Annotated in this window: 26 protein-coding genes and 1 tRNA gene; 4 read left to right on the top strand and 23 right to left on the bottom strand. The window is 61.0% G+C overall.

Annotation, left to right across the window (positions count from 1 at the left end; genetic code table 11):
• Positions 1-14 precede the first annotated feature (14 nt).
• From hisS to trmJ, 16 genes are all read right to left on the bottom strand, one after another.
• Positions 15-1,304, bottom strand: a complete 1,290-nt coding sequence (hisS, locus tag ACE4QZ_RS06660) for a histidine--tRNA ligase (protein WP_021781777.1) — start codon at positions 1,302-1,304, stop codon at positions 15-17.
• A 25-nt stretch (positions 1,305-1,329) separates the two neighbouring features.
• On the bottom strand, positions 1,330-2,439 hold the full coding sequence (gene ispG, locus ACE4QZ_RS06655; protein WP_021781776.1) for a flavodoxin-dependent (E)-4-hydroxy-3-methylbut-2-enyl-diphosphate synthase: 1,110 nt from the start codon (positions 2,437-2,439) through the stop codon (positions 1,330-1,332).
• A 3-nt stretch (positions 2,440-2,442) separates the two neighbouring features.
• The gene (locus tag ACE4QZ_RS06650; protein ID WP_021781775.1) at positions 2,443-3,459 is read right to left on the bottom strand and encodes a helix-turn-helix domain-containing protein; all 1,017 of its coding nucleotides are present in this window, start codon (positions 3,457-3,459) and stop codon (positions 2,443-2,445) included.
• Complete coding sequence (pilW, locus tag ACE4QZ_RS06645; protein ID WP_319298421.1) at positions 3,456-4,214, bottom strand: type IV pilus biogenesis/stability protein PilW; 759 nt, start codon at positions 4,212-4,214, stop codon at positions 3,456-3,458. Before pilW ends, ACE4QZ_RS06650 begins: the two co-directional genes overlap by 4 nt.
• Before the next feature lie 14 nt (positions 4,215-4,228).
• Positions 4,229-5,374: a 23S rRNA (adenine(2503)-C(2))-methyltransferase RlmN gene (gene rlmN / locus ACE4QZ_RS06640; RefSeq protein WP_021781773.1), complete on the bottom strand. Its 1,146-nt coding sequence runs from the start codon at positions 5,372-5,374 to the stop codon at positions 4,229-4,231.
• A 28-nt stretch (positions 5,375-5,402) separates the two neighbouring features.
• Positions 5,403-5,828, bottom strand: a complete 426-nt coding sequence (gene ndk, locus ACE4QZ_RS06635; protein ID WP_003248526.1) for a nucleoside-diphosphate kinase — start codon at positions 5,826-5,828, stop codon at positions 5,403-5,405.
• Between the two features lie 88 nt (positions 5,829-5,916).
• Positions 5,917-6,117: a Fe-S cluster assembly protein IscX gene (gene iscX, locus ACE4QZ_RS06630; protein ID WP_003248529.1), complete on the bottom strand. Its 201-nt coding sequence runs from the start codon at positions 6,115-6,117 to the stop codon at positions 5,917-5,919.
• 10 nt (positions 6,118-6,127) lie between these two features.
• On the bottom strand, positions 6,128-6,469 hold the full coding sequence (gene fdx / locus ACE4QZ_RS06625; protein WP_012051250.1) for an ISC system 2Fe-2S type ferredoxin: 342 nt from the start codon (positions 6,467-6,469) through the stop codon (positions 6,128-6,130).
• A gap of 3 nt (positions 6,470-6,472) precedes the next feature.
• On the bottom strand, positions 6,473-8,335 hold the full coding sequence (gene hscA, locus ACE4QZ_RS06620; RefSeq protein WP_021781771.1) for a Fe-S protein assembly chaperone HscA: 1,863 nt from the start codon (positions 8,333-8,335) through the stop codon (positions 6,473-6,475).
• Positions 8,336-8,378: 43 nt separating this feature from the next.
• Entirely contained in the window at positions 8,379-8,900 is a 522-nt protein-coding gene (gene hscB, locus ACE4QZ_RS06615; protein WP_010952065.1) for a co-chaperone HscB, read from the bottom strand.
• An 8-nt stretch (positions 8,901-8,908) separates the two neighbouring features.
• Complete coding sequence (iscA, locus tag ACE4QZ_RS06610) at positions 8,909-9,232, bottom strand: iron-sulfur cluster assembly protein IscA (RefSeq protein ID WP_003248536.1); 324 nt, start codon at positions 9,230-9,232, stop codon at positions 8,909-8,911.
• Positions 9,233-9,260: 28 nt separating this feature from the next.
• The gene (iscU, locus tag ACE4QZ_RS06605) at positions 9,261-9,647 is read right to left on the bottom strand and encodes a Fe-S cluster assembly scaffold IscU (protein WP_003248539.1); all 387 of its coding nucleotides are present in this window, start codon (positions 9,645-9,647) and stop codon (positions 9,261-9,263) included.
• A 46-nt stretch (positions 9,648-9,693) separates the two neighbouring features.
• Positions 9,694-10,908 carry an IscS subfamily cysteine desulfurase gene (locus tag ACE4QZ_RS06600; RefSeq protein ID WP_021781769.1) on the bottom strand — a complete coding sequence of 405 codons (1,215 nt, stop codon included), beginning with the start codon at positions 10,906-10,908 and terminating at the stop codon, positions 9,694-9,696.
• 45 nt (positions 10,909-10,953) lie between these two features.
• Positions 10,954-11,445 carry a Fe-S cluster assembly transcriptional regulator IscR gene (gene iscR / locus ACE4QZ_RS06595; protein WP_003248542.1) on the bottom strand — a complete coding sequence of 164 codons (492 nt, stop codon included), beginning with the start codon at positions 11,443-11,445 and terminating at the stop codon, positions 10,954-10,956.
• A 179-nt stretch (positions 11,446-11,624) separates the two neighbouring features.
• The gene (gene cysE / locus ACE4QZ_RS06590) at positions 11,625-12,410 is read right to left on the bottom strand and encodes a serine O-acetyltransferase (RefSeq protein WP_016501401.1); all 786 of its coding nucleotides are present in this window, start codon (positions 12,408-12,410) and stop codon (positions 11,625-11,627) included.
• A 3-nt stretch (positions 12,411-12,413) separates the two neighbouring features.
• Positions 12,414-13,169: a tRNA (cytosine(32)/uridine(32)-2'-O)-methyltransferase TrmJ gene (gene trmJ, locus ACE4QZ_RS06585; RefSeq protein ID WP_028697393.1), complete on the bottom strand. Its 756-nt coding sequence runs from the start codon at positions 13,167-13,169 to the stop codon at positions 12,414-12,416.
• Positions 13,170-13,320: 151 nt separating this feature from the next.
• Here trmJ and suhB point away from each other — a divergent pair, with 151 nt between their 5' ends.
• On the top strand, positions 13,321-14,139 hold the full coding sequence (gene suhB / locus ACE4QZ_RS06580; protein ID WP_021781766.1) for an inositol-phosphate phosphatase: 819 nt from the start codon (positions 13,321-13,323) through the stop codon (positions 14,137-14,139).
• Positions 14,140-14,308: 169 nt separating this feature from the next.
• Here the strand turns inward: suhB and ACE4QZ_RS06575 are convergent, their stop codons facing one another.
• From ACE4QZ_RS06575 to queA, 6 genes are all read right to left on the bottom strand, one after another.
• On the bottom strand, positions 14,309-14,851 hold the full coding sequence (locus ACE4QZ_RS06575; protein WP_010952063.1) for a glycine zipper 2TM domain-containing protein: 543 nt from the start codon (positions 14,849-14,851) through the stop codon (positions 14,309-14,311).
• 119 nt (positions 14,852-14,970) lie between these two features.
• The gene (gene secF, locus ACE4QZ_RS06570; protein ID WP_103463236.1) at positions 14,971-15,879 is read right to left on the bottom strand and encodes a protein translocase subunit SecF; all 909 of its coding nucleotides are present in this window, start codon (positions 15,877-15,879) and stop codon (positions 14,971-14,973) included.
• Between the two features lie 10 nt (positions 15,880-15,889).
• Entirely contained in the window at positions 15,890-17,752 is a 1,863-nt protein-coding gene (gene secD / locus ACE4QZ_RS06565; protein ID WP_028697391.1) for a protein translocase subunit SecD, read from the bottom strand.
• 62 nt (positions 17,753-17,814) lie between these two features.
• Positions 17,815-18,150, bottom strand: coding sequence for a preprotein translocase subunit YajC (gene yajC, locus ACE4QZ_RS06560; RefSeq protein WP_003248556.1), 336 nt, complete (start codon positions 18,148-18,150; stop codon positions 17,815-17,817).
• A gap of 42 nt (positions 18,151-18,192) precedes the next feature.
• Complete coding sequence (gene tgt / locus ACE4QZ_RS06555) at positions 18,193-19,308, bottom strand: tRNA guanosine(34) transglycosylase Tgt (protein WP_014589748.1); 1,116 nt, start codon at positions 19,306-19,308, stop codon at positions 18,193-18,195.
• Positions 19,309-19,322: 14 nt separating this feature from the next.
• The gene (gene queA / locus ACE4QZ_RS06550) at positions 19,323-20,372 is read right to left on the bottom strand and encodes a tRNA preQ1(34) S-adenosylmethionine ribosyltransferase-isomerase QueA (protein ID WP_021781763.1); all 1,050 of its coding nucleotides are present in this window, start codon (positions 20,370-20,372) and stop codon (positions 19,323-19,325) included.
• 105 nt (positions 20,373-20,477) lie between these two features.
• On the opposite strand from queA, the gene ACE4QZ_RS06545 reads away from it, so the two are divergent.
• The 3 genes from ACE4QZ_RS06545 (at position 20,478) to ACE4QZ_RS06535 (ending at position 22,121) form a co-directional block, all read left to right on the top strand.
• Positions 20,478-20,562, top strand: a tRNA-Leu gene (locus tag ACE4QZ_RS06545).
• A gap of 261 nt (positions 20,563-20,823) precedes the next feature.
• Positions 20,824-21,471, top strand: a complete 648-nt coding sequence (locus ACE4QZ_RS06540) for a trypsin-like peptidase domain-containing protein (protein WP_103463458.1) — start codon at positions 20,824-20,826, stop codon at positions 21,469-21,471.
• A gap of 170 nt (positions 21,472-21,641) precedes the next feature.
• Positions 21,642-22,121: a GNAT family N-acetyltransferase gene (locus ACE4QZ_RS06535; protein WP_103463237.1), complete on the top strand. Its 480-nt coding sequence runs from the start codon at positions 21,642-21,644 to the stop codon at positions 22,119-22,121.
• A gap of 10 nt (positions 22,122-22,131) precedes the next feature.
• On the opposite strand, the gene ACE4QZ_RS06530 is transcribed toward ACE4QZ_RS06535, so the two are convergent.
• Positions 22,132-22,428, bottom strand: coding sequence for an addiction module antidote protein (locus ACE4QZ_RS06530; protein WP_103463238.1), 297 nt, complete (start codon positions 22,426-22,428; stop codon positions 22,132-22,134).
• Positions 22,429-22,459 lie beyond the last annotated feature (31 nt).

Genomic DNA, 22,459 nt, shown 5'->3' with positions numbered 1-22,459 from the left:
CTTGTTGAACCGCGTTACGCCTGCGCGATCGCGGTTTCCAGGTGCTCTGCAAGAGCATCCCAGGCAATGTTCTGTTGTTCGCCCTGGCCACGCAGGGGTTTCAAGCCGATTTCTTGCTTGGCCAGCTCGTCGTCGCCGAGGATCAGGGCGAACAGTGCACCGCTCTTGTCGGCTTTCTTGAACTGGCTCTTGAAGCTGCCACCACCAGCGTTGACGGCCAGGCGCAGGCCCGGCAAGCGGTCGCGCAGGCCTTCGGACAGGCGCAGGCCGGCCAGCTCCGCCTGCTCGCCAAAGGCGCACAGGTACACGTCGATCTGGCGGCTGATGGAGTCCGGCACCTTGCCCAGGGTTTCCAACAGCAGGATCAGGCGCTCGATGCCCATGGCGAAACCAACGCCAGTGGTCGGCTTGCCACCCATCTGTTCGACCAGGCCGTCGTAACGGCCACCCGCGCACACGGTGCCCTGGGCGCCAAGCTTGTCGGTTACCCACTCGAACACGGTCTTGCTGTAATAGTCCAGGCCACGTACCAGCTTGGTATTGATCACGAACGGAATACCGGCGGCATCCAGGCGGGCCTTGAGCCCCTCGAAGTGCACGCGCGATTCTTCGTCCAGGTATTCTTCCAGCTTCGGCGCGCCGACCAGCACCGCCTGGGTGTTCGGGTCCTTGCTGTCGAGGATGCGCAGCGGGTTGCTCTTCAGACGACGCTGGCTGTCTTCGTCCAACTGCTCCAGACGCGCCGAAAGGAATTCGACCAGCGCGTCACGGTAGCGTGCGCGGGCTTCACTGGTGCCCAGGCTGTTGAGCTCGAGCTTGACCGCGTCCTGGATGCCCAACTGGCCCCACAGGCGCCAGGTCAACATGATCAGCTCGGCATCGATGTCCGGGCCGTCCAAGTTGAACACTTCCACGCCAATCTGGTGGAACTGACGGTAACGGCCCTTCTGCGGGCGCTCGTGGCGGAACATCTGGCCGATGTACCACAGCTTCTGCACCTGACCGTTGCCGGTGATGCCGTGCTCGAGCACCGCTCGCACGCAGGCAGCGGTGCCTTCAGGGCGCAGGGTCAGCGAATCGCCGTTGCGGTCCTCGAAGGTGTACATCTCTTTTTCGACGATGTCGGTCACTTCACCGATCGAGCGTTTGAACAGCTCGGTGAACTCGACGATCGGCGTGCGGATCTGGCTGTACCCGTAGGTGTCCAGCAGGCCGGCCACGGTGCCTTCAAAGTAGCGCCACAGCGGCGACTGTTCTGGCAGGATGTCGTTCATGCCACGGATGGCTTGCAGCGATTTGCTCACGAAAAGTCCTTACGAATTCGGTGTGTCAGCCACGGACGATCAGCGCCGCGTCGGCTTCGGCCTTTTCGGCCGCTTTCTGGCGGATGAGCTTTTCCAGCTCATCGACCAGGTTGTCATTGGTCAGTTTCTGCGCAGGCTTGCCGTCGATGTAGATCAGGTTCGGCGTGCCGCCGGTCAACCCTACATGGGCTTCCTTGGCTTCACCCGGGCCGTTGACCACGCAACCGATCACCGCCACATCCAGCGGTACCAGCAGGTCTTCCAGACGCCCTTCCAGCTCGTTCATGGTCTTGACCACATCGAAGTTCTGCCGCGAGCAGCTCGGGCAGGCAATGAAGTTGATGCCACGCGAACGCAGATGCAGCGACTTGAGGATGTCGTAGCCGACTTTCACTTCTTCGACCGGGTCGGCCGCCAGCGAGATACGGATGGTATCGCCAATACCCTCGGCCAGCAGCATACCGAGGCCGACGGCGGACTTCACCGTCCCCGAACGCAGGCCGCCGGCTTCAGTGATGCCCAGATGCAGCGGTTGTACGATCTGCTTGGCCAGCAGACGGTAGGCTTCGACAGCCATGAACACGTCCGAGGCCTTGACGCTTACCTTGAAGTCCTGGAAATCCAGGCGGTCGAGATGCTCGACGTGGCGCAGGGCCGACTCGACCAGCGCAGCCGGGGTCGGTTCGCCATACTTCTTCTGCAGGTCTTTTTCCAGCGAACCGGCGTTGACCCCGATACGAATCGGAATGCCGCGGTCGCGGGCGGCATCGACCACGGCGCGTACACGGTCTTCACGACCGATGTTGCCCGGGTTGATACGCAGGCAATCAACGCCCAGCTCGGCAACGCGCAATGCGATCTTGTAGTCGAAATGGATGTCGGCGACCAGCGGCACGCTGACCAGTTGCTTGATCTTGCCAAAAGCTTCGGCGGCGTCCATGTCCGGTACCGAGACCCGCACGATATCCACGCCAGCATCGACCAGACGCTGGATTTGCGCCACGGTAGCAGCGACATCGTTGGTGTCGGTGTTGGTCATGCTCTGCACCGCGATGGGCGCATCACCGCCCACCGGCACATTGCCAACCCAGATTTTGCGGGATTCGCGACGTTTGATCGGAGATTCGCCGTGCATGACTTACTGTCCCAACTTCAGGCGAGCAGTCTCGCCACTGGTGAACGGAGCAACATCAACGGGCTGGCCGTTGTAGCTGACCTGGGCGCCCCGGGCAAAGCCCAAGCGTACCGCGAATGGCGGCTTGCCGGTCAGCTCGAGGTTGTCCCCCTTGCGCTTGATGGCGCTGAACAGCACCTTGCCATTGCCGTCGCTGACCTGGGTCCAGCAATCGGCGGTGAACTGGATGGCGACCTTGGCACTGCCAGCCGGCACCGCGGCAGGCTCAGCGGCGGCCACTGCCGGTGCAGGTACTGGTGCAGCAGTGGGCTGTACCGGAGGCGTAATCGGCTCAGGCGAAGCAGCAGGTGCGGGTTGCACGGGCGCTTGCTGTGCCGGAGCAGGCGCTGCGGCAGTGGCTGTGGTCGAGCTTACCGGCGCTTGTTCATTGGCAGCAGGCTGCTCGGCAGCGCCCGGCTCCAGAGCCAGCGGTGCACTCTCAGCTTGCTGGCCAACGGAAACGGCCTGGTCTTCAGGCTCATCGAGCGGGTGAATCTGTGTGGTGCCGTCGGCGCTTTCGACTTCGACGTGCTCCAGGGCAATCTTGGCCAGTTCCTTGCCCCGCAGGCTGCCCTGGTCCTGCCACCAGAAAAAGCCACCACCGACAACAGCCACCAGCAACAGCAGGCTGACGCCGCGCAGGATGTTGTGCGACAGCCGCACAGGCTCTTCGATACGGCCCAGCGAATGCACGTCGCTGCCTTTGGCGTGGGTACCGGTGTAGCGGTCGAAGGCATCTACCAGGGCGGCCTGGTCAAGGTCCATCAGCTTGGCGTAGGCGCGAATGTAGCCACGAGCGAAAGTATGCCCGGGCAGCTTGTCGAAGGCGCCGGTTTCCACGTGGTTCAACGAACTGACAGTGAGGTTGAGCTTGCGGGCCACCTCGGCTTGAGACCAGTCCCGTTTCTCACGGGCCAGGCGCAAAAGCTCACCGGGGTTCTGGCCAGGCGCTACAGCTACTTCGGGATGCGCGGCGTTCATCGTTGCTCCGACAGGTATTGCTGGTATTCCGGCGTACCGGGATAAAGTCGTTGTAATTGCTGGCCCAACTCGGCCAGTGCGCCCTGCTCGTCGAACACCCTGGCAAGGCGGCTGCCCAGCAGCAGGCTACGGGCGTCGTGGTCGCTCAACTGGCTGAAACGATCGTAGTAGTCCCGGGCCGGCACATAATGCCTGTTTTCGTAGGACAACTCAGCCATTTCCAGCAACGCTTTTGGTTGGTGCTGGTTGAGTTGTAACGCTTTCAACAGATACGCGTGCGCCTGATCGCGGCGTTCGAGCTTCAGGGCGGTCAGGCCCAGATTTTCATACACGCGTGAACGCTCAGGATACAGGGTATCGGCACTGGCCAGGCGAAACATCTGATTGGCCTCGGCAAATCGTCCCTGAGCATAAAGGAAACTGCCGTAATTGTTGCGAATTCGCGTGTCACCGCGACTTATCAGCAAGGCCTTGCGAAAGTGTGCTCCGGCCAGCGCCGGCTCACCTTCGGCTTGAAACACTACCGCCAGGGCCGCGTGCGCGTCGGCATCCTGATCATCCAGTGCCAGGGCCTTGCCCAGCGGCGCCTTGGCCTGCTCGGTCAATCCTTGTTGCAAATAACCCAAGCCAAGCTGCACATAAGCCCGCCCTGCCTCCGCCCTGCCCTGGCGGCTGGCCAAAGGGTCGCTCGCGCCGCCTGACACGCAGCCGGCCAGCAGCGAAAGCGCAAGGATCGACGCGGCGCGCAGGCTCATGGGCAAGGTCCCTGTCAGTGGCTGGCGGCGCTGTCTGGCAGCTCGACGTCCGCAGAAAGCTGGCGAACAGCGATGTAGCGCTCACTACGACGGGTACGGTCATTGACCTGACCGACCAGCTGGCCACAGGCAGCGTCGATATCGTCACCGCGCGTGGTACGGGTGGTGACGTTGAAGCCACCGTGGTGCAGCAGATCCTGGAAACGACGAATGGCGTTGTTGCTCGGTCGCTCGTAACCCGAATGCGGGAACGGGTTGAACGGGATCAGGTTGATCTTGCAGGGTACATCGCGCAACAGTTCGATCATCTGCGCGGCATGCTCGGGCTGGTCGTTGACGTCCTTGAGCAGGGTGTACTCGATGGTGAGCACGCGCTTGCCGCCCAAGGTGGACATGTAGCCCATGCACGATTCCAGCAGCATCTTCAGCGGGTACTTCTTGTTGATCGGCACCAGCTTGTTGCGCAGTTCGTCGTTCGGCGCGTGCAGCGACAGGGCCAGCGACACGTCGATGTGCTTGGCCAGTTCGTCGATCATCGGCACCACGCCCGAGGTGGACAAGGTGACACGACGTTTGGAAATGCCATAGCCAAGGTCATCCATCATGATTTTCATGGCGGCAATGACGTTGTCGAAATTCAGCAAAGGCTCGCCCATGCCCATCATGACCACGTTGGTAATCGCGCGGTCGACTTTGGCAGGAACGGTCCCGAAGGATTTGTTGGCAAGCCACACCTGGCCGATCACTTCGGCGGCAGTGAGGTTGCTGTTGAAGCCTTGCTTGCCGGTGGAGCAGAAGCTGCAGTCCAGGGCACAGCCGGCTTGCGACGATACGCACAGGGTGCCGCGGTCGTCGGTTGGAATATAGACGGTCTCGACGCAGCTGCCGGAGGCAACGCGGATCACCCATTTGCGGGTGCCGTCGGCGGAAATGTCTTCACTGACCACTTCCGGTGGGCGAATCTCGGCAACGGCCTCAAGCTTTTCGCGCAAGACCTTGCCTACGTTGGTCATGGCCGCAAAGTCGGACACGCCAAAATGGTGAATCCATTTCATCACCTGGCCGGCACGGAAGCGCTTCTCCCCGATAGAGTCGAAGAATTGTTCCATTTCCGGCTGGGTCAGACCCAACAGGTTGATTTTGCCAGTAGATGTCGTCATGGATTCACCCTCACCCGTAAGCTTTCGCTTAGCGAGTGGTTACCTCGGTAGCAGCGAAGAAGTAAGCGATTTCGCGAGCAGCAGCAGCTTCGGAGTCCGAACCGTGAACGGCGTTGGCGTCGATCGACTCGGCGAAGTCAGCACGGATGGTGCCGGCAGCAGCTTCTTTAGGGTTGGTAGCGCCCATCAGCTCACGGTTCTTGGCGATGGCGTTCTCGCCTTCCAGAACCTGGACAACGACCGGACCGGAAGTCATGAAGGCAACCAGGTCACCGAAGAAGCCGCGCTCGCTGTGCTCAGCGTAGAAGCCTTCGGCTTCGGCTTTGGACAGTTGCTTCATTTTCGAGGCAACGATTTTCAGGCCGGCTTCTTCGAAGCGAGTGGTGATCTTGCCGATGACGTTTTTGGCAACAGCGTCAGGCTTGATGATGGAGAAAGTACGTTGAACAGCCATGGAAAACTCCAGAATATGAGTGTTACGAAAAATTAAACCCGCGAATTATACGCGGGTTCCAGGGGATTGCCTAACCTGCAAGTGACGCTTAGTCGGCTTCGTCGATCCAGGCGGCCTGGATTGCCTCGAGCACTTTCTCACCGCCGCGTGACGGATCGTCGCTGAACTCGGGCAATGCCAGCACCCAGCGGTGCAGGTCCACAAAATTCACATAACGAGGATCGACCTCAGGCTTGCTTTCTGCAAGCTGGATTGCGATCTCAAGTACATCAACCCATTTCAGACTCATGTACAGGCCCTCAGTGCGGTGCTTCGGCAGCGTGGTTGAGCGAATACTTGGGGATCTCGATGGTCAGGTCTTCGTCAGCGACGAAAACCTGGCAACCAAGGCGCGATTGCGCTTCCAGGCCCCAGGCTTTGTCCAGCATGTCCTCTTCCAGCTCGTCAGCCTCTTCGAGCGAATCGAAGCCCTTGCGCACGATGCAGTGGCAAGTAGTACAGGCCTTGACGCCGCCGCAGGCACTTTCCATCTCGATGTGATGGTCGTGGGCCAGCTCCAGGATGTTGGTCCCGGGCTCGACCTCCACGGTCAGCCCCTCGGGGCAGAACTTCTCATGCGGCAGGAATGTCACCAGCGGCATCGATTACTCCTCGATCTCATTCAGGTTGCGCCCGGCCAGTGCGGCTTTGACCGTCGAATCAAGGCGACGGGCGGCAAATGCATCGGTCACCTGCGACAGACGCTTGGTCTGTTGCTCGATGGCTGCGCCATCGGTGCCGGCCAGCAAATCACGTAGTTCTTGCATCTGGAATTCGATGGCGTCGCGCTCGTCACTGCTGAGCAGGCGCTCGCCGTCGGCGTCCAGGGCGCCCTGTACCGCTTCGAGCAGACGCTCGCCATCTACCTGATGTTCACGCAACTGGCGGGCGTGCTTGTCGGAACCGGCGTGTTCGAAGGAGTCCTTGAGCATGCGGGCGATTTCGCCGTCGGTCAGGCCGTAGGACGGCTTGACCTGAATGCTGGCTTCCACGCCCGAACCCAGCTCGCGGGCAGCGACGCTAAGCAGGCCATCGGCATCCACCTGGAAGGTGACGCGGATTTTCGCAGCACCGGCAACCATGGCAGGAATGCCGCGCAGCTCGAAGCGGGCCAGCGAACGGCAGTCGCTGATCAGCTCGCGCTCGCCCTGCAGCACGTGGATCATCATGGCCGACTGGCCATCTTTGTATGTGGTGAACTCCTGAGCGCGGGCCACCGGAATGGTGGTATTACGCGGGATCACCTTCTCCATCAGCCCGCCCATGGTCTCAAGACCAAGCGACAGCGGGATGACATCGAGCAGCAGCAGCTCGCCACCTTCACGGCGGTTGCCGGCCAGGGTGTCGGCCTGGATGGCGGCACCAATGGCCACCACCTGGTCTGGGTCGATCGAGGTCAGCGGGGTGCGCCCGAACAGCGCGCCCACGGCCTCACGCACACGCGGCACGCGGGTCGAACCACCGACCATGACCACGGCGCTGACTTCTTCCAGCTCAACACCACTGTCGCGCACGGCGCGGCGGCAAGCCTTCAGGCTGCGGGCAACCAGTGGTTCGATCATGGCTTCGAAGGCGCTACGGGTCAGCTCACCGTGCCAGGCACCGTGGCTGACGTTGACCACGTCAGCATCGGTCAGGGCTTCTTTGGCGGCGCAGGCGGTTTGCAGCAGCGCGCGCTGGGTAGCCGGGTCCAGATCGGACGAGAGGCCAGCCTGCTCGATGATCCAGCCGGCAATAGCATGGTCGAAGTCGTCACCACCCAGAGCGGTATCACCGCCGGTGGCCAGTACTTCGAATACACCAGCGGTCAGCCGCAGGATGGAAATATCAAAAGTGCCGCCACCCAGATCATAGATGGCCACCACGCCTTCGGCGTTCTGGTCCAGGCCGTAGGCTACGGCGGCCGCGGTCGGCTCGTTGAGCAGGCGCAGCACGTTCAGGCCGGCCAGACGCGCAGCGTCTTTGGTAGCCTGACGCTGGGCGTCATCGAAATAGGCCGGCACGGTGATCACCGCACCCACCAGTTCGCCACCCAAGGTGGCTTCGGCACGCTCGCGCAACACCTTCAGGATGTCGGCAGACACTTCCACGGGGCTTTTCGGCCCCTGCACGGTGTCGATGAACGGCATGTGCGATTCACCACCCACAAAGCGGTATGGCAGTTGCTCGCCCAGCTGCTTGACGTCGGCCAGGCCGCGCCCCATCAGGCGCTTGACCGACAGCACGGTGTTAAACGGGTCGCTGGAGGCAGCATCACGCGCGGCCTGCCCCACTTCGATGCGCCCTTCGAGGTAGCGCACCGCGGACGGCAGAATGACGTTACCCTGCGCATCGGGCAGGGGCTCGCTACGGCCACTGCGCAGTGCAGCGACCATTGAGTTGGTGGTGCCCAGGTCGATCCCAACCGCCAGGCGGCGCTGGTGCGGCTGAGGGCTTTGACCGGGTTCGGCAATCTGCAGTAGGGCCATGCTTATCTGAATACCTTAGGTGCCATCACGGGCGGCACCGGGGTTAATCGTCGAGGCGCTCTTCCAGTTGGCGCACTTCTTGGGCGAGCTTGTCGAGGAACTGCATGCGGCGCATCAGGCGTTCAGCCTTGTCGCGCTCGCCAGGGGCATCCCAGCAGCCGGCAAAGTCCTCATTCAGCGTGTCCTGAGCGGCCTTCAGGCGCTTCTTGAACACGCCGACACCATCAAGGTCGGCTTCATCCTGCAGTTCTTCGAGCTCTTCACGCCACTGCATCTGCTGCAGCAGGAAGTCAGGGTCGTGGACCGTGACTTCCTGAGGCACTTCGTGGCCGCTGATGGCCAGCAGGTAGCGCGCACGACGCGGCGCACTGCGCAGCGTCTGGTAAGCGTCGTTGAGGGCAGCGGATTTTTCCAGCGCTATACGCTGCTCACGCTCAGAGGCGTCGGCAAAGCGATCAGGATGGACTTCGCGGGCCAGCTCACGATAGCGAGTGGCCAGCTTGTCGAGATCCAGACGGAAGCTTGGCTGGAGGTCAAACAATGCGTAATGACAAGGAGTACCCACAGCCAGCCTCAAACGTTGAAGCTTTCGCCGCAGCCACACTCACCGCGCACGTTGGGGTTGTTGAACTTGAAGCCTTCGTTCAACCCTTCCTTGACGAAATCCAGCTCGGTGCCATCGAGGTATACCAGGCTCTTGGGATCGATGATCACCTTGACGCCATGGTTCTCGAACACCTGGTCTTCGTCCGCCAGTTCGTCGACGAATTCCAGCACGTAGGCCAGACCCGAGCAACCGGTGGTGCGCACGCCCAGGCGAATGCCCTCACCCTTGCCGCGCCCGTCGAGGGAGCGGCGAATGTGGTTGGCGGCGGCTTCTGTCATGCTGATAGCCATCAGAACTCCTTACCTTGCAACAGGCGACTTAGATCAAGCCTTTCTTCTGCTTGTAGTCGCGTACGGCTGCCTTGATGGCATCCTCGGCGAGTACCGAGCAGTGGATCTTGACCGGCGGCAACGCCAGTTCTTCGGCCAGTTGGGTGTTCTTGATGGTTTCGGCCTCGTCCAGGGTCTTGCCCTTCATCCACTCGGTGGCGAGGGAGCTGGAAGCGATGGCCGAGCCGCAGCCATAGGTCTTGAACTTGGCGTCTTCGATAACGCCCTGCTCGTTGACCTTGATCTGCAGGCGCATCACGTCACCGCAGGCCGGGGCGCCGACCATGCCGGTGCCGACATCCGGGTCTTCGGCATTCATCTTGCCGACGTTGCGCGGGTTTTCGTAGTGGTCGATGACCTTTTCACTGTATGCCATGGTGCAATTCCTTCCTCATCAGGGAGCCGCTCTTGCCGGCGACTGCTTAGTGGGCGGCCCACTCGATCTTGGAGATGTCAACGCCGTCTTTGTACATATCCCACAGCGGCGACAGTTCACGCAGTTTGTTGACAGCCTCGCAGACTTTCTGCGCGGCGTAGTCGACTTCTTCTTCGGTGGTGAATCGGCCAAAGGAGAAGCGGATCGAGCTGTGCGCCAGCTCGTCGTTACGGCCCAGAGCACGCAGTACGTAAGACGGCTCAAGCGACGCGGAGGTACAGGCCGAACCGGACGATACGGCGATGTCTTTCAGCGACATCAGCAGCGATTCGCCTTCGACGTAGTTGAAGCTCAGGTTCAGGTTGTGCGGTACACGTGCAGTCTGGCTGCCATTGACGTACAGCTCTTCAAGGTTTGAGACCTGCTTGAAGAAGCGGTCGCTCAGGGCCTTGATGCGTGCGTTTTCTGCAACCATTTCCTGCTTGGCAATGGCGAAGGCTTCGCCCATGCCGACGATCTGGTGGGTCGGCAAGGTGCCCGAACGCATGCCGCGCTCATGACCGCCGCCGTGAATGATGGCTTCCAGGCGTACACGCGGCTTGCGGCTGACGTACAGTGCGCCGATGCCTTTCGGGCCATAGACCTTGTGCGCCGAGAACGACATCAGGTCGACCTTCAGCTTTTGCAGGTCGATTTCGACCTTGCCGGCCGACTGGGCGGCATCGACATGGAACAGCACGCCGCGCGAACGGGTCAGTTCACCGATGGCGGCGATGTCGTTGATCGAGCCGACTTCGTTGTTCACGTGCATCAGCGAGACCAGGATGGTGTCGTCGCGCAGCGCCGCCTCTACCATGGCCGGGGTGACGATGCCGTCCTCGCCTGGTTCCAGGTAGGTGACTTCAAAACCTTCGCGCTCCAGCTGGCGAGCGGTATCCAGGACCGCCTTGTGCTCGATCTTGGAGGTAATGATGTGCTTGCCCTTGGTCTGATAGAAGTGCGCGACACCTTTGAGTGCGAGGTTGTCGGACTCGGTGGCACCGCTGGTCCAGACGATTTCGCGCGGATCGGCATTGATCAGCTCGGCAACCTGGCGGCGACCGTTTTCCACCGCCTCCTCGGCTTTCCAGCCAAAGACGTGGGAGCGCGAGGCCGGGTTACCGAAGTTCCCGTCGACCAGCAAGCAGTCGGCCATCTTCTGGGCCACGCGTGGGTCGACCGGCGTGGTCGCGGAGTAATCGAGGTAGATCGGCAACTTCATTTGTCTCTCCTATCAGGCGGTGGCGTCGCTCGTCGTCCCAGGGGGTCAATCGACGGCAGACGTCTCAATCTTGTCCAGCTGGGCGGTTCGTCCTGCGACACGCCGCAGGTCCTGGCGCTGGGCGACTTCCTGCACATCACGGCGCTTGACGAGGTCGGCCAGGCTTATGCCGCTGAGGAATTCATGGATCTGCTGGCTGAGGTCGCACCACAGGTGGTGGGTCAGGCAGGTATCACCGGCATGGCAGTCCCCGAGCCCCTGGCAACGGGTGGCATCAACCGATTCGTTGACCGCGTCGATGACCTGGGCCACCTGGATGGTTTCCATGCCCCGCGACAGCTGGTAGCCACCGCCTGGGCCGCGCACGCTGGAAACCAGGCTGCTACGGCGCAGCTTGGCGAAAAGCTGCTCCAGATAAGAGAGGGAAATGCCCTGGCGCTCGGAAATATCGGCCAAAGACACCGGCCCATGCTTCGCGTGCAACGCCAGGTCGAGCATGGCGGTCACAGCGTATCGGCCTTTGGTAGTCAGTCGCATGGCTATTGGGTACCACGGGAGTTTCGGGATGTGTGCGAGTATGCGATTCCCGAGCATTTAAGTCAACTATTAGACCTACTGCTTTAGTCGGGTTTGCATCAGGGAGGCGGGCGCGATTGTAGCAGACGAGGGGCGTGAGCACACGCCCCGCATGTCAACATGATTTCAGTACGGCGCGATCAATGCGACTGAGTGTCGCGCTGGGCCACTTGGGCAACCTCGGTGAAGTCGTCTTCCGGCAAGGCCGGCAGTTCCTTGGCACAATAGTCACTGCCCATCTTGGTCAGCGCGCCACACATACCCTCCAACCGTTCGTCGACGGCCTGCAGATGATCGAGCATCTGGCCGATGGCCCGCGCGACCGGGTCGGGCATGTCGCCGCTGACACCGTAGGCATCAAAGCCGATCTTCTCAGCCATTGCCTTACGCTTGGCTTCGACTTCAGTATCCTCGCTCTTGACGATGATCCGCCCTGGAATGCCTACCGCCGTAGCCCCGGCCGGCACTGCTTTGGTGACCACCGCATTGGAACCGATCTTGGCCCCGGCGCCGACGGTGAAAGGCCCCAGGACCTTGGCACCCGCCCCTACCACCACGCCGTTCTCCAAGGTGGGGTGGCGTTTGCCTTTGTTCCAGCTGGTGCCGCCGAGCGTCACGCCCTGGTACAGGGTAACGTCATCGCCGATCTCGGCGGTTTCACCAATGACGATGCCCATACCGTGGTCGATGAAAAAGCGCCGGCCAATGGTGGCGCCAGGGTGGATTTCGATACCGGTCAGCCAGCGACCGAAATTCGACACCAGCCGGGCCAGCCACTTGAAATCACGCTTCCACAGGGCATTGCCCAAGCGGTGCAGCCAGATGGCATGCATGCCGGGGTAGCAGGTGAGCACCTCGAAGGCATTGCGCGCAGCCGGGTCACGGTGGAATACGCTTTGAATATCTTCACGCAGGCGTTCGAACATCTGTCAGTCCTTCCGTTTATGCGGCTCGCCCCGGACCACTTTCTGGGTCTCGGTGAGGATGCCGCGCAAAATGCTCATTTCCGAACGCTCGACCGCCACCCGCCCATACAGCCGGCGCAGGCGCGGCATCAGGTGCTTGGGTTTTTCGGGGTCGAGGAAACCGATGCCCACCAGGGTTTTCTCCAGGTGGTCGTAGAACAGCTCCATTTCATCCATGGTCGCCAGCTCAGTGGCATCAACCTTCTCGACTTTGCCCGGCGCCGCACCGGCAGCCAGCCAGGCCATGCGCACCTCGTAGGAGAGCACCTGTACGGCAGCAGCCAGGTTCAGCGAGCTGAAGTCGGGATTGGAGGGAATGTGCACATGGAAATGACATCGCTGCAGTTCTTCGTTGGTCAGGCCGGCGTGCTCGCGCCCGAACACCAGGGCGATTTCCTCGCCACCATTGGCATGCTCCACCGCCTTGGCACCGCACTCACGCGGGCCGATCAACGGCCAGGGAATGCTGCGCTCACGGGCGCTGGTACCCATCACCAGGTTGCAGCCAACCAGCGCCTGTTCGAGGCTGTCGACCACCTGGGCGTTATCCAGCAAGTCGTCGGCGCCCGAAGCTCGGGCACTGGCATCCAAGGCGGGGAATTCTTTCGGCTGCACCAGCACCAGACGCGACAAGCCCATGTTTTTCATGGCACGCGCAGCGCCGCCGATATTGCCGGGGTGGCTGGTATTGACCAGAACAACACGAATATTTTGCAGCAAGGTGTTGTGCTCACAGATGCAGGAATCAGGGTCTTCGATCTTACAGAACCGACAGACGTAACGCCATGAAAGCAAATGTGACACTTCTGCCGCCAAAGTTTTCTGCTAGAATGATCGGCTTTCTTCTTTAACATCTCCAGGTGACCCGCCCATGCAGCCTATGCTGAATATCGCCCTGCGCGCCGCTCGCAGCGCCAGTGAACTGATTTTCCGCTCCATCGAACGCCTGGATAGCATCAAGGTCGATGAGAAAGAGGCCAAGGACTACGTTTCCGAAGTCGATCGCGCCGCCGAGCAAAGCATCGTCAACGCCCTGCGCAAGGCCTACCCGAACCACTCCATCCAGGGCGAGGAAACCGGCCTGCACGCGGGTAGCGGCGAAGAAGGCAAGGATTACCTGTGGATCATCGATCCGCTGGACGGCACCACCAACTTCCTGCGCGGCATCCCGCACTTCGCCGTCAGCATCGCCTGCAAATACCGCGGCCGCCTTGAGCACGCCGTGATCGTGGATCCGGTTCGCCAGGAAGAATTCACTGCCAGCCGCGGCCGTGGCGCCCAACTCAATGGCCGGCGCCTGCGCGTCAGTTCGCGCACAAGCCTGGAAGGCGCCCTGCTGGGCACCGGCTTCCCGTTCCGTGATGGCCAGATGGCGGACATGGACAACTACCTGGGTATGCTCCGCGCCTTGACCGGCCAGACCGCCGGCATCCGCCGCGCCGGCTCCGCCAGCCTGGACCTGGCCTATGTGGCTGCTGGCCGCTTCGACGCCTTCTGGGAGTCAGGCCTGTCCGAATGGGACATGGCAGCTGGCGTGCTGCTGATCCAGGAAGCCGGCGGCCTGGTAAGCGACTTCAACGGCGGCCACGACTTCCTCGACAAAGGCCACATCGTTGCAGGCAACATCAAGTGCTTCAAGGCGGTACTGACTGCCATCCAGCCGCACCTGCCAGAAAGCATGAAGCGCTAAGCGCAGATTGCCGGCAAACAAAAAGCACCTCTCGAGGTGCTTTTTTTGTGCCTGGTGGTTTTGCGTGGCCTGTACCGGCCTCTTCGCGGGCAAACCCGCTCCTACATGGATCGCATTGCCCCTGTAAGAACAGGTTTACCCGCGAAGAGGCCGGTACAGGCAACGCAAATTACTGACCAGCTTCGCTCAGGATCAACTTGCCATTCTTGTCCAGCGGAATGGTCGATCCCGGCTCGCGATCCATCTTCACCTTGCCTACCTGGTCACCGATGGAATAGGTCACGTTATAGCCCACCACCTTCTCGCTGATGTCGTTGACCGTGTTGCAGCGTGTTTGCGTGGTCGTGTAGGTATCACGCTCCTGCATGCCTTCCTGCACCTTGTTACCCGCATAACCACCACCGACCGCACCAGCCACCGTAGCAATCTTCTTGCCGGTACCACCACCAATCTGATTACCGAGCAGACCACCCGCCAGCGCACCGACCACGGTACCGGCTATCTGGTGTTGATCCTTGACGGGCGCCTGGCGCGTCACTGTCACGTCCTTGCATACTTCACGCGGGGTTTTCACCTGCTGCTTGATCGGCTGCACGTCAGTCACCTGGGCGACTTCGGGGCCTTTGTTCACCAAGCTGTAGGTCGCCACAGCACCTCCGGCGGTTACACCGACAGCACCCAGCACCGCACCCACCAGCATTGATTTATTCACGTGAACCTCCTGATCGTACCAGCGGGCATGAACCCGCGCTTCTCCCAGCCTTGGAGCAAAAAAAAAGGCGCGAGTTCAACACTCGCGCCTTTTCACCGCCAGGCGGCGCAGGGAAGAACTTACGGACGGTCGTCCACACCCTCGGCCTTGACCGGCGGAATGAGATCTTCGCTGTTCAGATTCAGCCAGATCAGTACCACGTTGGCGATATAGATCGACGAGTAAGTACCAGCCATGACACCAATGAACAGGGCCAGCGAGAAACCGAACAGGTTGTCACCCCCAAAGAACAGCAGCGCGGCAATGGCCAGCAAGGTCGAAACCGAAGTGGCGACGGTACGCAGCAGCGTCTGGGTGGTGGAAATGTTGATGTTCTCGATCAGTGAGGCCTTGCGCATCACGCGGAAGTTCTCGCGCACCCGGTCGAACACGACAATGGTGTCGTTCAGCGAGTAACCGATGATCGCCAGTACCGCCGCCAGCACCGTCAGGTCGAAGGTGATCTGGAAGAACGACAGGATACCCAGCGTTACGACCACGTCGTGGATCAGCGAAACGATCGCCCCCACGGCGAACTTCCACTGGAAGCGGAACGCCAGGTAAATGAGGATGCCACCCAGAGCCAGGAGCATGCCCAAGCCGCCCTGGTCACGCAGCTCTTCACCCACCTGCGGGCCAACGAACTCGACGCGTTTGACCTTGGCCGGGTTGTCGCCGCCAACCTTCTGCAGGGCTTCGGCCACTTTGTTACCCAGCATCGGGTCGTCGCCAGGCATGCGCACCAGCAGGTCGGTGGTAGCACCGAAGCTCTGAACCACAGCTTCGTGGAAGCCGGAGTTGACCAGCTCGGCACGCACAGCCTTGACGTCAGCCGGGCGTTCGTAGGTCAACTCGATCAGCGTGCCCCCGGTGAAGTCCAGCCCGAAGTTCAGGCCCTTTTGCCACCAACTGAACAGCGCCAGCACGGTGAGGAGCATGGTGACGGCGAACGCGACTTTGCGCACGCCCATGAAATTGATGGTTTTCATCGCAGCTCCCTCAAACCCACAGCTTCTTGATGTCACGCCCGCCACAGGTCAGGTTGACCAATGCACGGGTCACCATGATGGCAGTGAACATCGAGGTGAAAATCCCGAGGGACATGGTGACCGCAAAGCCTTTGACCGGGCCGGTACCCATGGCAAACAGGATGCCGCCGACCAAAAGAGTGGTCAGGTTGGCGTCGACGATTGCCGAGTAGGCGCGATTGAAGCCTTCGTGGATGGCGCGCTGCACCGACATGCCAGCAGCGATCTCTTCGCGAATACGCGAGAAGATCAGCACGTTGGCGTCCACTGCCATACCCATGGTCAACACGATGCCGGCGATCCCCGGCAGGGTCAGCGTGGCCCCCAGCAGCGACATCAACGCCAGCAGCAGCACCATGTTGCCCGCCAGGGCGATGGTGGCCAGCACACCGAAGGCGCGATAGATGGCAATGATGAACAGAGAGACAAACAACATGCCCCACAGCGACGCATCGATACCCTTGGTGATGTTGTCGGCACCCAGGCTCGGGCCAATGGTACGTTCTTCAGCGAAGTACATCGGGGCGGCCAGACCACCCGCACGCAGCAGCAGTGCCAGCTCCGACGATTCGCCCTGGCCGTTCAGGCCGGTGATGCGGAACTGGCTGCCCAGTGGCGACTGAATGGTCGCCAGGCTGATGATTTTCTTCTCTTCCACGAAGCTTTGTACGGCAACGTCCTTCTCGACGCCACCGACAGTCTGCTTGACGTAGCGGGTGACTGGCTTCTGCTCGATAAAGATCACCGCCATGCTACGGCCGACGTTGCTACGGGTAGCACGGCTCATCAGCTCGCCACCGTGACCATCCAGGCGGATGTTCACCTGCGGGCGACCATGCTCGTCAAAGCTGGCCTGGGCGTCGGTAACCTGGTCACCTGTGATGATCAGGCCACGCTCGACGGCAGCGGAGCGGCCGCCTTCACGGAACTCGAACACCTCGGTGGTGGCCTTGGACGCGCCCGGCTCGGCACCGAAGCGGAACTCCAGGTTGGCGGTTTTACCAAGGATCCGCTTGGCTTCGGCAGTGTCCTGCACGCCTGGCAGCTCGACCACGATACGGTTGGCGCCCTGGCGCTGCACCAGCGGCTCGGCCACACCCAGCTCGTTCACGCGGTTGCGCACGGTGGTGAGGTTCTGCTTGATCGAGTATTCGCGGATCTCGGCGACTTTCGCCTGAGTCAGCGCCAGACGCAGCACCGCAAGCTCGTTGCGCTCGGTGGTGGTCAGGTCGAAATCATTGAAATTCTTGCGGATCAGGGCACGTGCCTGTTCGCGGGTAGCATCGTCAGCGAAGCCCAGCATGATACCGCCATCCTGCTGAGGCAGGCTGCGGTAGCGGATGCGCTCTTTGCGCAGCAAGGTCTTGACCTCGCCTTCGTAGACTTTCATGCGGGCAGTCATGGCCTTGTCCATGTCCACTTCCAGCAGGAAGTGCACACCACCGGACAGGTCCAGGCCCAGCTTCATCGGGCTTGCACCCAGGTTGCGCAGCCATTTCGGGGTAGTCTGGGCCAGGTTCAGGGCCACGACGTAATCATCGCCCAGTGCCTTGCGCACTACATCCTTGGCAGGCAACTGATCTTCCTGATTGGTCAGACGAATCAGCCCGCTGCCCTTTTCACCCAGGCTTACACCCTTGACGGCGATCTTGGCATCGACCAGCGCCTTGCTGACGCGATCGAGGTCGGCCTGATTCACCTGCAGCGCCGAACTGGCACCGCTGATCTGTACCGCCGGGTCATCCGGGTAGAGGTTGGGAGCGGAATAAATGAAACCGACCACCAGTACCAGCACGATCAGTGCATATTTCCACAGAGGATATTTGTTCAGCATCACGCCGCCCGTTCAAGACGCGGGGCGCGTTGCGCGCCCCGACTGGAAAAAAAACCGGTAACTCAGATAGCCTTGAGCGTACCTTTTGGCAGGGTCGCAGCAATGGCACCCTTCTGGAACTTCAGCTCGACAGTGTCGGACACTTCCAGCACCACGAAGTCATCGGAAACCTTGACGATCTTGCCAGCGATGCCGCCGTTGGTGACAACTTCGTCACCTTTCTGCAAGTTGCTCAGCAGGTTCTTCTGCTCTTTCGCGCGCTTGGCCTGCGGGCGCCAGATCATCAGATAGAAGATGACCAGGAAACCGACCAGGAAAATCCACTCGAAGCCGGTACCGGCTGGGCCAGCGGCAGGTGCTGCAGCGTCCGCGTATGCGGCGGGGATGAAGAAGCTCATTGGGCACTCCTAATGTAATTTTCTAATAATGGATGCGGACAGTCAGTCCAAGGGCGGTACAGGAAGCCCGCGCTTGGCGTAGAAGGCGTCGACAAAGGCGGCCAATTTACCCTGTTGAATAGCCTCGCGTAAACCGGCCATCAAGCGCTGATAATGGCGCAAGTTGTGGATGGTATTCAGCATGCTGCTCAGCATTTCGCCGCATTTGTCCAGATGATGGAGATAGGCGCGCGAGAAGTTGGTGCAGGTATAGCAGTCACAGGTCGGATCCAGCGGCGATTCATCATGACGATGGAACGCGTTGCGGATCTTGATCACCCCTGTATCAACGAACAGATGACCGTTGCGCGCGTTACGCGTCGGCATCACGCAGTCGAACATGTCGACGCCGCGGCGCACACCCTCAACGAGATCTTCCGGTTTGCCTACCCCCATAAGGTAACGAGGTTTGTCAGCAGGCATCTGGCCCGGCAGGTAATCCAGCACCTTGATCATTTCGTGCTTGGGCTCGCCCACCGACAGGCCGCCAATGGCCAGGCCATCGAAACCGATGTTCTCCAGGCCTTCCAGCGAGCGCATGCGCAGGTCCTGATACATGCCGCCCTGGACAATGCCGAACAGCGCGGCGGTGTTGTCGGCGTGGGCGTTTTTCGAACGCTGGGCCCAGCGCAGCGACAGCTCCATGGAAGTGCGTGCCACATCGTGCTCGGCCGGGTACGGGGTGCACTCGTCGAAGATCATTACCACGTCCGAGCCCAGGTCACGCTGCACCTGCATCGACTCTTCCGGGCCCATGAACACCTTCGAGCCATCGACTGGCGAGGCGAAAGTCACGCCCTCTTCCTTGATCTTGCGCATGGCACCCAGGCTGAACACCTGGAAACCACCGGAGTCGGTGAGGATCGGGCCTTTCCACTGCATGAAATCGTGCAGGCCGTTGTGCTTCTTGATCACCTCGGTGCCTGGACGCAGCCACAAGTGGAAGGTGTTGCCAAGGATCATCTCGGCGCCGATGGCCTCGATATCGCGTGGCAGCATGCCCTTGACCGTGCCATAGGTACCCACCGGCATGAATGCCGGGGTTTCCACGGTGCCACGTGGGAAGGTGATGCGACCACGACGGGCCTTGCCGTCGGTGGCCAGCAGTTCGAAGGACATTCGACAGGTGCGACTCATGCTTGATCCTCGGGCCCGCGTGGCGCCGGATTGCGGGTGATGAACATGGCATCACCGTAACTGAAGAAGCGGTACCCGTGCTCGACCGCCGCTGCGTAGGCAGCCATGGTCTCGGGGTAGCCGGCGAAAGCCGAGACCAGCATCAGCAGCGTGGACTCCGGCAGATGGAAGTTGGTGACCAGGGCATCGACCACATGGAACGGGCGGCCCGGGTAGATGAAGATGTCGGTGTCGCCACTGAAGGCCTTGAGCACGCCATCACGCGCGGCGCTCTCCAGCGAACGCACACTGGTGGTGCCAACCGCGATCACCCGACCACCACGGGCACGGCAGGCCTCGATGGCATCGACCACATCCTGGCCCACTTCGAGCCACTCTTTATGCATGTGGTGGTCTTCGATCTTGTCGACCCGCACCGGCTGGAAGGTGCCAGCGCCCACATGCAGGGTGACGAAGGCGCGTTCGACACCCTTGGCTGCGATCTTTTCCAGCAGCGCCTCGTCAAAGTGCAGGCCTGCAGTAGGCGCGGCGACCGCACCGGCGCGCTGGGCGTACACGGTCTGGTAGCGCTCACGGTCAGCGCCCTCGTCCGGGCGGTCGATATAGGGCGGCAGCGGCATATGGCCGACACGGTCGAGCAACGGCAGCACCTCTTCGGTGAAGCGAAGCTCGAACAGCGTGTCATGACGCGCGACCATTTCGGCCTCGCCACCGCCATCGATGAGGATGACCGCGCCTACCTTGGGCGCCTTGCTGGCACGCACATGGGCCAGCACCCGGTGGCTGTCGAGCACACGCTCGACCAGTACCTCCAGCTTGCCGCCGGAGGCTTTCTGGCCGAACAACCGCGCCGGAATCACCCGGGTGTTGTTGAACACCATCAGGTCGCCGGGGCGCAGATAGTCGAGCAAGTCGGGGAATTGCCGGTGCGCCAGCGCGCCGGTAGGCCCATCGAGCACCAGCAGACGGCTGCCATGGCGCTCTGCCAACGGGTGGCGGGCGATCAGGGAATCAGGGAGTTCGAAGGAGAAATCGGCGACGCGCATGATGATGTTCGGTTCGGCAGGGCCGGGAAGTTTAGCCCAATGTGTGAAAATTGACCATGAAAGCCGATTGACCGACCAGCGGCACCTCTTTATACTGCGCGCCACGCCCTGATGGCGGAATTGGTAGACGCGGCGGATTCAAAATCCGTTTTCGAAAGGAGTGGGAGTTCGAGTCTCCCTCGGGGCACCAAATCCGGAAAAAACCGACCTTATGGTCGGTTTTTTTGTGCCTGCGATTCACGCCAGACATTGGCGCCGCCCTCCTGACTCCCGCGCCTCCCCACATGCCTGCATTCTATTGGCCGCGCTTGGCACTGGCGCTTAAGCTGTCATTCGTCAGATATATTCCGAAAGTATTGTTAGAGTAATGGCACTTAGCCATAGTAGCGCTCCCTTTTCTCCACGCAATGTGTGTCCCATGAAAACAGTCGCGCCCTGCATGGCGGCAATGATGCTGCTCAGTGGGTGCAATGGAGTGCCAACGTCTTACGTTTCAGATCCCATCTACAGCCAGGCGTTCGTGGTCACATCAGGTGCCCCGCTCCCCATGTTGCTGATGGCCAGCGCCATCCAGTGGAACGAGGATTACGCAGTCACCGCCAAACACACCCCGTTCCTGCGCAACGTGGTCCATGAGGGCCTGGGTGACGTGGTGTTCTTCAAGCACAAGGCCAGCAACGTGCCGCACTGGCGCCAGTACGTGCCAGGGGAAGCCGTGACGGCGGTGGGCTTCAACAGTTTCATGATGCCGATGCAGGGCAAGGGCCATGCCCTGTCGTCGCTGGTACGGCTTGAAGGTACGCCGGGCAGCGTCTTCTACTCGGTGCATGACGGCCCGATTACCAAGGGTATGTCGGGCGGGCCTGTGTTTGCCGATGACGGCAAGGTCGTAGGTATCAACGTCGCGATCATTCCCACCCGCGAGATCGACGCTGGCAAGCGCCCTGACCTGGCGGGCAAGGATCGCATCAGCGTGTTCATGTCATTCAACGAGATCGACAAGGAATGGCGGCGCTATCAGTACCTGTTGGCGCACAAGGCCAAGCCGAGGGCGCCGGCTGCGGTCAAAGGCTACGTGGCGGTGGCCGCCAAGCCATGAATCGGGGCGCGGTGTTGGATGGAAAGCGGCCTATGATGTGAGGCTGATGGCCTCTTCGCGGGTAAACCCGCTCCCACAGGGCCTGCACAGGATTTGAGCCTTGTGCAGTACCTGAGGGAGCGGGTTTACCCGCGAAGAGGCCCTGCCAGCCAACGCGAGAAGGACCTGCCATGCACCTGACCCACCGCCCCATCCGGCCAGAAGACATCCCCGTTATCTGCAGCTTTCCGCAGAGCCCGGACGAACTGTTCTACATGTTCCCCAAAGCCACCGCCCCCCTCACCCCCAACCAGCTGAGCGACGCCATCGCCCAACGCAGCGGCTCCACGGTAGTGGAAGGTAACGGCGCTGTCCTGGCCTTCGCCAATTTCTACAAAGCCGAACATGGCGGCGTATGTGCCCTGGGCAACGTAGTGGTGGCCCCCAGCGCCCGCGGCCGTGGTGTAGCGCGTTATCTGGTAACGGCCATGATCGACCTCGCCCGCCAGCAGTACAGCGCCCGGGAGGTCTGGGTGTCATGCTTCAATCACAACACCGCCGGCCTGCTGCTTTATCCACAGCTGGGCTTCACACCGTTCGGCATCGAGGAGCGGCAGGCGTGGGACGGCACGCGGGTAGCGTTGGTGCAGATGAAGCAAATACTGACTTGACCGAGCTGGATCAGCGGGTCACTGCATGTGGCTGAACGAGAAGGTCAACCCCCAGCGCACGAATGACCCTCAATACAGTGTCAAAACGAGGCTTCGCGCCAGGGCTCAGCGCCTTGTACAGGCTTTCTCTACCCAGCCCACTCTCCGTAGCAATATGTGTCATGCCCCGTGCACGAGCGATATGGCCAAGTGCTCGAATGATTTCCTCGGTATCGCCACCTGATAGCACCTGGCTAAGGTATTCACTGATTGCCTCATCGCTGCTCAACAAGGCGGTCATATCAAACGGGATCAATTTTTCGCTCATTTCATCACCTTCAGCAGCTTTCTGGCTTTGA

The sequence above is a fragment of the Pseudomonas sp. DCA-1 genome (assembly GCF_046523955.1).
In the GTDB taxonomy this organism is placed as follows: Bacteria; Pseudomonadota; Gammaproteobacteria; order Pseudomonadales; family Pseudomonadaceae; genus Aquipseudomonas; species Aquipseudomonas putida_Y.
The sequence above is the reverse complement of the archived record's forward strand: the minus strand, read 5'-3'. Positions and strand labels throughout refer to the sequence as shown.